Genomic DNA, 6909 nt, shown 5'->3' on the forward strand with positions numbered 1-6909 from the left:
CAGATGGGATTTTGGTCATACTACCGTCAAAAAACCAAACTTGATCCATAGACGCATAACTAATATCAAATGCTCCTTCTGTCAGTTTAGAAATTTTTGATGCTCGCTTGATGAGATGAAACAACTCAGCATTAACTTTTACGGGTTTCAATCCAGAAAATCGATTGATCAAAGAGGTCTGAGTATTTTGATCCCAAGAGGAAATTAAACTTTCAATCCTTTTTATTTCTTTAACTGCTGCATCTATATGGCGATTTGCAATCTTTTCATCATTTCCAACAACAGTAATCTCAAAAGAACAGCCCATGAGCATCATTGATTTCTGGTAAGACTGCTGTCCATAACTTAACACAGAAAAAAACAACACAAATGAAAAGGAATTGAGCTTCATTTAAACTAACAATTAAGCCATGATACTTAATATATTTCCCTCTAGAGATGTGGTATAAGTCGTTAAGCCATTTTTACCATCTTTATTCAACCCTTTTCCTTCTAGATCATAACGAGCACCATGCTGAGTACAATAATATTCATTATCTCTAAAAATCACTTTATCTCTAGGCTCATGACTACATCTTACTGTCGCTGCTACATAATCTCCTGACAAGTCTTTTGCAACTACAATTCTATTTTTGATCAAGTATCCTCCATTCTTTTTTAGAGCACTTGACGAATCCTCAGATAGGTCTATGGTCAAAAGCGCACCCGTTATAGGATCTGGATCAAGAGTAATCTCTTCTGGAAATTCATCTCCATTATTATTTGAACATCCCCCTAAACAAGAGAAAGTAACTGCAAAAGCAGCTCCTGCTCCAATTGATTTTAAAAATTCCTTACGTTTCATGATATATTGATTAGTCTTCCTTTATGGTTGAAGAAAGTTGTTTATTTCATTGATGTACTTTTCTACAGTGGTTTTTTTATAACTTTTCTCCCCAAGCAATTCTCCTTGACTATTTAAAATAGCTACGAAAGGAAAAATACCATTACGATTGTAAATTTCAAATAACTTTCCGTTGACCTCTGCTTGTGCTTTTGGCAATGCATTTTTTTTTCTCCTTGGAAAATCTAATTGAACCATCACATAATGTGCTCTTGCATAATTTTTAAAGACATCTGTACTCCATATTTCCCGATCTAGTTTGATACAAGGTGCACACCAATCTGATCCTTGAAAAACCAAAAGAATAGGTTTACCTTCCTTAACTGCAATTGCTTTTGCTTCTTCGAAATTTGTGAACCAATTTTGGCTGTAACCAGAAAAGGCAAACAATGTGAAAACAAAAAAGGATAAGAGTAGCTTCATCAATAACAATTTTACATTCTATCCGTTATGACTTCCATCACAATAAGGCTTATTTTTACTTTTTCCACAACCACAAAGAGCAACGCCACCATCTTCTTCCACTGTAAATAAAATAGGCTTCCCTCCTCCTTTGGTTGCATGAGCACTATCACAAAAAGGCATAGATTTAGAATGCCCACAAGCACAATATTTATATGTTTTCCCTTTCTTAAGCTCTATTACTGGCATATTTTTTTATTTTTAAATTTCTTTAAATCTATATAAAATTATAATAAGACACAGTATAAATTACTTTAGTCGTTTCTTTAACTATGCATTTTAATTAAAATTAGAGAACAAAATAGAGCTCTACACATAAAAAACCGCTCCAAAAGCATGGAGCGGTTTTTTATGTGTAGAGATATAAAATGTTCTATGCGTGTATAGCTCTGTCTGCAGTCGCTGCCAAACAAGCTTCTTTGATTGCCTCAGTATAAGTTGGATGTGCATGAGACATTCTTGAAACATCTTCAGCAGAAGCTCTAAATTCCATGGCGACAACCGCCTCTGCAATCATATCAGCTGCACGAGCTCCAATCATATGTACTCCTAATATTTCATCTGTAACTGCATCTGCCAAAACCTTTACTTGCCCGTCTGTATCCATAGAGGCTCTTGCTCTTCCTAAAGCTCTCATATTGAAAGAACCTGACTTGTAAGCTACCCCTTCTTTTTTTAATTGTTCCTCTGTTTTACCTACAGCAGCAACCTCAGGCCAAGTGTAAACGACTCCTGGAATCAAATTGTAGTCGATGTGTGGTTTTTCACCAGCAATCAATTCTGCAACCATAGTTCCTTCCTCTTCTGCCTTGTGAGCCAACATGGCTCCTTTCACTACATCTCCAATAGCATAAATATTATCTATGTTAGTCTGCAGGTGACTGTTGGTCTCGATTTGACCTCTTTGTGTGGTTTTGATCCCTACGTTGTTCAATCCTAATCCTTTTGTAAAAGGAACACGACCTACAGAAACCAAAGTATAATCCCCTTCAAAGACAACTTCTTCCCCTTTTTTGTTATCTGCTGTAACTTTTACACCTTCTCCTGTATTGGTTACTGATGTCACTTTGTGATTCACAAAAAACTTTAATCCCTGCTTTTTTAATGATTTTTGTAATTCTTTAGACAACATCGCATCCATTCCTGGAATAATTTTTGGCATGTATTCTATCACAGATACTTGGGCTCCTAAACGTCTATACACTTGACCAAGTTCTAAGCCAATTACACCACCACCAATAATAATCAAATGCTTAGGCACCTCTTTTAGCTTTAAAGCCTCCGTTGAGGTAATCACTCTTTCTTTGTCTATATTTATAAAAGGTAAAGATCCAGGTTTAGATCCTGTAGCGATAATGGTCTTTTCTGATTCTATTTTTTCTACTGAACCATCATTTTTGTGAATGTTAATATGGGTTGTATCAAAAAACTCTCCTCTTCCTTCATAAACATCAATCTTATTTTTATCCATTAAAAAATTGATTCCCGAACAAGTCTGAGCTACTACCTCAGCTTTACGCTCAATCATTTTTGGAAAATCTAATGTAAGATTGTCTACTCCTATTCCGTGCTTGTCAAAATGTGAAACTGCATCGTAATAGTGATGAGAGGAATCCAATAACGCCTTAGAAGGAATACAGCCTACATTTAAACAAGTACCACCCATAGTACTGTATTTTTCAATAATTGCAGTTTTTAATCCTAATTGTGCGCAACGAATAGCTGCTACATATCCTCCTGGCCCAGAACCGATAACGGTCACATCGTACTTGTTCATGAAATTGTTTTTACTTATGTTCAACAAAAGTAAATAAAAGCAAGCAAGTGTTTTAGTCAAATAACATCAAATAACGTTTTTTTGTTTTTTGTTGATTTTTCGTGGCGATATTCAAATCACAACAAGGCTTTTTTAAAAAAAATGCCCCACAAAACTAAATGTTCTCTGGAGCCATCCTTCATATAATATTGAGCTCTTTAGTAGCCTTATTTTATAAATTTTCGACTTACAATCCCATTCGTAGTTTTCAACAAAGCAATATAGATCCCTGAAGGTAAATGTGAAATCTTTACACTTGACCCTAAACCGTCTGCAACTGACTGACCTATGACACTCATTACAGAAATTTGTTCCACGTTACTTGCTGAGGTCACAACCGACAATTTTGTATTGCTGATCTTTAATTGCAAGACTTCTTTTGAGATCATCTTAGTATCCAAATTTACATCTTCTGTAACCGTTTTAAATCCTGTCCATTGAGCATCTTCATAAGCACCTGACACTCCCTTCGGAATGACTAAGTCTATATTTTCCTTGTTTTGGAAAGCATCCCCTAAAGCAAATGGAGTTAAGCTAGCAATCGTCACAATTGCCAACTCTTCATTATTATGAAAAACTAAATCTCCAATACGCTCTATAGTTGAAGGAATAGTGACACTAGCCAATTTGTTGTTTTTAAAAGCAGAATACTTTACAGTAGTTATCCCTTCTGGGATATCTATACTGGTCAATAAATTATCTTGAAACACGTAAGAATCAATGATTTCTAGATGACTGGGAAAAGTAATACTTTGTATTGCATTAAAAGCAAAAGCAGTTTGTCCAATACTTGTCACACTATCCGGAAGTGTTAGGCTAGTTAAAGAATTAGAATTAAACGAAGAAGATCCTATGCTCGTAATACTATTTGGGAAACTCACACTTGTTAAATTCGAAAATTGAAAAGCATAATCTCCAATACTTGTTACAGCATAAGTGATTCCTTGATTTTCAATCGTTGCACTGATTGCAATATCTGTGGTAGTACCCGAGTAATCTGTAATAGCTACAGTCTGGGCAGATGAGTCTGTCACGGTATACGCTATGCCTTCAACTGTATCAAATGTTTGAGCATAAGTAATCCCTATGGTGAATAGCGCAATCATCAATATTTCTAAATTTCTCATCATTTCTCGTGTTTAATTATACTAATATATAAAATATTTAATATTTTTTATATATTATTTAAAAATATTAAACATATATTGATGATTATTTAAAATTAATAACGGAAATGATAGAGACAAGGAATAGCATCCACACCATTAAAAATGGCTAAGTCATCTTGACAACTGACAAAACAAGAACACTGTGAAAAACACATATCTCATCAATAGAACTCTCTAGCCTCATAAGAATCGAAGTATGATTCTATACTATTTTTGACAACAAATCTATATAGAATTCTACCCCCTGATACACTTCTTCGACATAAATAAATTCATCTGCAGAGTGAGAACGTAGTGAATCTCCTGGACCTATTTTAACAGATTGACAAGTCAACCTACACTGATCAGATAAGGTTGGAGAACCGTATGTTGTTTTTCCCATTGCAACACCCGCTTTGACCAATTCATGATTTGGATCTATAAAGGAGGAATTTAATCTTAACGAGCGAGGAACCACTTCGCAAGAAGTGTTTGTAGAGATGATTTCTGCAATCTCTGCATTGGTATACTGATCTGTTACCCTACAATCTACCACAAAAGTTAACGCTGAGGGCACGACATTATGCTGATGACCAGCATTGATTTGGGAAACCGTCATTTTTACCTCCCCTAAAGATGGAGATGTTTTTGAAAACTGATAAGAATTTAGCCATTCTAAATCTTTCAACGCTTTAAAAATCGGATTTTGGTCATTTGGAATATGAGCGGCGTGACCAGGAGTTCCTGTTACTTTTCCATCAAACACCACCAACCCTTTTTCTGCTATAGCCAAATTCAACAAGGTAGGCTCTCCTACGATTGCCAAATCAATTTGAGGCATGATATCCTGCAAGTATGCAATTCCATTTTCCCCTGAAATTTCTTCTTCAGCAGTAGCTGCCAACACAAAATTATACTTTAAATCTTTTTGATCGTAAAAATATAAAAAGGCTGACATAAGACCCACTAGACATCCTCCAGCATCATTAGCCCCCAACCCATATAATTTATCATCTTCTATCTTTGCCTCAAAGGGATCACGTGTATATGCCTGATTTGGCTTAACTGTATCATGATGCGAATTTAACAAAATAGTTGTTTTGCGATCATCAAAATACTTATTTACGGCCCAAACATTATTTAAGTTGCGCTTTACCTCAACACCCCTATTCACTAACCATTTCGTTAACAAATCGGCTGTGGGCTCTTCTTCTTTTGAAAAAGATTGAGTTTCAATTAAACATTTTAATAATTCAAGCGCTTCTGTTTGTAGTTTCTTCATCATGTTTATTATTGCACCTCAACTAAGCTTGATGCCCTTTTAGATTCATTAATGCTAACCAAAAATATACTTCTATCATTTACAGGAAATCGTATACTTTAAATCATTTACAAGACTAACGTTGTGAACAACTGAGATTTATTGTTAATTACTGTTGGGTTTCCTATAATCACTTCTGATACTCCTTTTTGCAAGGCATCAAAGCAGTTTTCCATTTTTGGCAACATTCCATCTGCAATAATCCCTTCTATTTTTAGCTCATCATATTTCTCCTGATTGATATTTGTGATCACAGAGTTGTCATCGTCTACAGAAGTTAACACCCCATTTTTTTCGAAAGTATACACCAATGATACCTCGTACAAATTTGACATCCCCACTGCTATCGAACTGGCAATAGTATCTGCATTCGTATTTAACAGCTGTCCTTTTCCATCGTGAGTAATAGCACAAAAAACAGGCACCATGGCTCCCCCAATAAAGGTAGCTATATTTCTAGCATTGATACCGTCAACATCCCCAACCAAACCGTAATCAACATCAACAACTTCTCGTTTGTGTGCTTGAATTGAATTTCCATCCGCACCAGACAAACCGATAGCATTACAATTTTTACTTTGTAAAGTGGCGACTATATTTTTATTTAACAACCCTGCGTAGACCATCGTCACGACTTCAATAGTTGATTTATCTGTCACCCTTCTTCCATGAATCATGGTGGACTTCAATCCTAAAGATTCCGATAATTGTGTCGCACGTTTCCCTCCTCCATGTACCAAAATCTTATCTCCTTCCAGGGCAGCAAAATCAGATAAAAAATGTGCCAATGCTTCTGCATTGTTAATGACATTACCTCCTACCTTTACAATGGTTAGCTTTTGTTTCATTTTCTGTTTTTTAGCTATCCGCAAAAACCAAGAGGCAATTGCGAACAACTCTATTTATAAATTTTCTAACATCTTTTTTAGGACTACCTGCGCAGAGAAAGTTCTGTTGTTTGCCTGTTTGATCACAATTGATTGTTCTGAATTTATCACTTCATCTGCAACAACAACATTTCTACGAACCGGTAAACAGTGCATAAATTTGGCTTGATCTGTTACCTCCATTTTATCAGCAGTAATCATCCATGAACGATCTTCACACGCTACTTGCCCGTAATTCTTGTATGAGGACCAGTTTTTAGTATAAATAAAATCCGCACCTTCAAACGCCTTCTTTTGGTCATATTCAATCCTTGCCCCTTTTGTTTTTTCAGGATCCAATTCATATCCCTTAGGATGGGTAATCACAACCTCAAAATCATCTTCATGTGCCA

At 35.6% G+C, this 6909-nt stretch carries 8 protein-coding genes and 1 pseudogene; all 9 read right to left on the reverse strand.

The features are described from left to right. Positions 1-391: FAD:protein FMN transferase (locus ABF281_RS03755; protein WP_347180363.1), on the reverse strand; the 391-nt coding region annotated here is incomplete at its 3' end. Between the two features lie 12 nt (positions 392-403). Continuing rightward, complete coding sequence (locus ABF281_RS03760) at positions 404-844, reverse strand: Rieske 2Fe-2S domain-containing protein (protein WP_347180364.1); 441 nt, start codon at positions 842-844, stop codon at positions 404-406. Between the two features lie 21 nt (positions 845-865). Continuing rightward, positions 866-1306: a thioredoxin family protein gene (locus ABF281_RS03765; protein WP_347180365.1), complete on the reverse strand. Its 441-nt coding sequence runs from the start codon at positions 1304-1306 to the stop codon at positions 866-868. 18 nt (positions 1307-1324) lie between these two features. Then, positions 1325-1534 (reverse strand): CDGSH iron-sulfur domain-containing protein, encoded by a 210-nt coding sequence (locus ABF281_RS03770; RefSeq protein WP_347180366.1) that lies wholly within the window; start codon positions 1532-1534, stop codon positions 1325-1327. 184 nt (positions 1535-1718) lie between these two features. Next, positions 1719-3122, reverse strand: a complete 1404-nt coding sequence (lpdA, locus tag ABF281_RS03775; protein ID WP_347180367.1) for a dihydrolipoyl dehydrogenase — start codon at positions 3120-3122, stop codon at positions 1719-1721. 206 nt (positions 3123-3328) lie between these two features. After that, the gene (locus ABF281_RS03780; protein ID WP_347180368.1) at positions 3329-4291 is read right to left on the reverse strand and encodes a leucine-rich repeat domain-containing protein; all 963 of its coding nucleotides are present in this window, start codon (positions 4289-4291) and stop codon (positions 3329-3331) included. A 241-nt stretch (positions 4292-4532) separates the two neighbouring features. Continuing rightward, complete coding sequence (locus ABF281_RS03785; protein WP_347180369.1) at positions 4533-5594, reverse strand: M20 family metallo-hydrolase; 1062 nt, start codon at positions 5592-5594, stop codon at positions 4533-4535. Between the two features lie 104 nt (positions 5595-5698). Beyond that, entirely contained in the window at positions 5699-6478 is a 780-nt protein-coding gene (gene argB / locus ABF281_RS03790) for an acetylglutamate kinase (protein WP_347180370.1), read from the reverse strand. Between the two features lie 54 nt (positions 6479-6532). Beyond that, positions 6533-6909, reverse strand: a pseudogene (locus ABF281_RS03795) (acetylornithine carbamoyltransferase); the annotation flags it as partial.

The organism is Wenyingzhuangia sp. (assembly GCF_039768515.1).
Classification (GTDB): Bacteria; Bacteroidota; Bacteroidia; order Flavobacteriales; family Flavobacteriaceae; genus Wenyingzhuangia.

What these genes read in the sequence shown, in the direction of transcription:
- ABF281_RS03760 (WP_347180364.1), bottom strand. Translation starts at nt 844, where the DNA reads ATGAAACGTAAGGAATTTTTAAAATCAATTGGAGCAGGAGCTGCTTTT.
- ABF281_RS03765 (WP_347180365.1), bottom strand. Translation starts at nt 1,306, where the DNA reads ATGAAGCTACTCTTATCCTTTTTTGTTTTCACATTGTTTGCCTTTTCT.
- ABF281_RS03770 (WP_347180366.1), bottom strand. Translation starts at nt 1,534, where the DNA reads ATGCCAGTAATAGAGCTTAAGAAAGGGAAAACATATAAATATTGTGCT.
- lpdA (WP_347180367.1), bottom strand. Translation starts at nt 3,122, where the DNA reads ATGAACAAGTACGATGTGACCGTTATCGGTTCTGGGCCAGGAGGATAT.
- ABF281_RS03780 (WP_347180368.1), bottom strand. Translation starts at nt 4,291, where the DNA reads ATGATGAGAAATTTAGAAATATTGATGATTGCGCTATTCACCATAGGG.
- ABF281_RS03785 (WP_347180369.1), bottom strand. Translation starts at nt 5,594, where the DNA reads ATGATGAAGAAACTACAAACAGAAGCGCTTGAATTATTAAAATGTTTA.
- argB (WP_347180370.1), bottom strand. Translation starts at nt 6,478, where the DNA reads ATGAAACAAAAGCTAACCATTGTAAAGGTAGGAGGTAATGTCATTAAC.